This window comes from uncultured Mycobacterium sp., from assembly GCF_964249325.1.
Taxonomy (GTDB): Bacteria; Actinomycetota; Actinomycetes; order Mycobacteriales; family Mycobacteriaceae; genus Mycobacterium.
Genome location: NZ_CAXUCH010000042.1, coordinates 24,993 through 26,076 on the forward strand (window position 1 = coordinate 24,993; position 1,084 = coordinate 26,076).

The 1,084-nt window shown below is 69.2% G+C and carries 1 protein-coding gene (running past one end of the window); it reads left to right on the forward strand.

Translation table 11 applies throughout. The features are described from left to right. Positions 1-1,084, forward strand: part of the annotated coding region (locus tag ACFE99_RS08075; protein ID WP_375484106.1) for a lytic transglycosylase domain-containing protein (this coding region is incomplete at its 3' end). The annotated region extends 213 nt beyond the left edge of the window; 1,084 of its 1,297 annotated nt are in view.

The window sequence follows — 1,084 nt, forward strand, 5'->3', positions numbered from 1 at the left end:
TGTTTGTTCCCTGTCTCCCACCGCGCCGTGATTTGCCTGACCGACATCGACGCGTTGCGCGTCCGCGCGGGCTTCAACACCTTCACCCCCTGGTGGATGCATGCGTACCCCTGGTGGCCGCGCCCGACCGTCATCGCGCTCGCGCAGCCGCCGAGCAGGTTTCGCATCGCCGCCAGCACCCTCTCGGCTCCCCCGCCAGCGTTCGTGGTGAATACGCCTGGCGTACTGGGCATCCCGAAGGTCGCACTATCGGCCTACCGCAACGCCGAACAGATCATGGCCGCATCGGATCCGGGCTGCGGTGTCAGCTGGAATCTGTTGGCCGGCATCGGACGTATCGAGTCCATGCATGCGGGCGGCGGCGCCACCGACGCCCACGGCACGGCGGTTCGGCCCATTTACGGCCCGTCGCTCGACGGCACCCTGCCCGGCAACGCGATCATCGTTCAGAGCAGCGTCGCGGGCCGGGTGACCTACGCCCGTGCGATGGGACCCATGCAGTTCCTGCCCGGGACGTGGGCACACTACGCCTCCGACGGCGACGGCGACGGCGTGGCCGACCCGCAGAACCTATACGACTCCACGCTGGCCGCGGCCCGATACCTCTGCAGTGGTGGGCTCAACTTGCGGGATCCGTCGCAGGTGATGGCCGCGATCCTGCGCTACAACAATTCGATGCCGTACGCCCAGAACGTGTTGGGCTGGGCAGCGGCGTACGCCACCGGCGTAGTGCCGGTTGACCTGCCGCCGCTCGTCGGCGCTCCCCCGCCGATCGCCGACATACATCTGGAGACCAACCCGGAAGGGCTCGGGCCCGGTTTGCCGGTCAACATCCATGGCCTGCCGTCGATGGACGCGCTGGCTCAGATGCCGCTGATCGACCTGAGCGGCCAGCCCACGGCGTCCGCGCAGCAACCGATGTGGCCGTGGCAGTCGCCGACAACCCGAGCACCGTCATGCACGGTCATTTGCATCGGCCAAGACGCCACTCCACAGCAGGCGGCGGGCGTACCGCCATGGATGGCCCAGCCGCCGGCCGACGCGATGTCGCCCGCGGCGCCAGCAGCGCCGCCAGCCGCTGGGC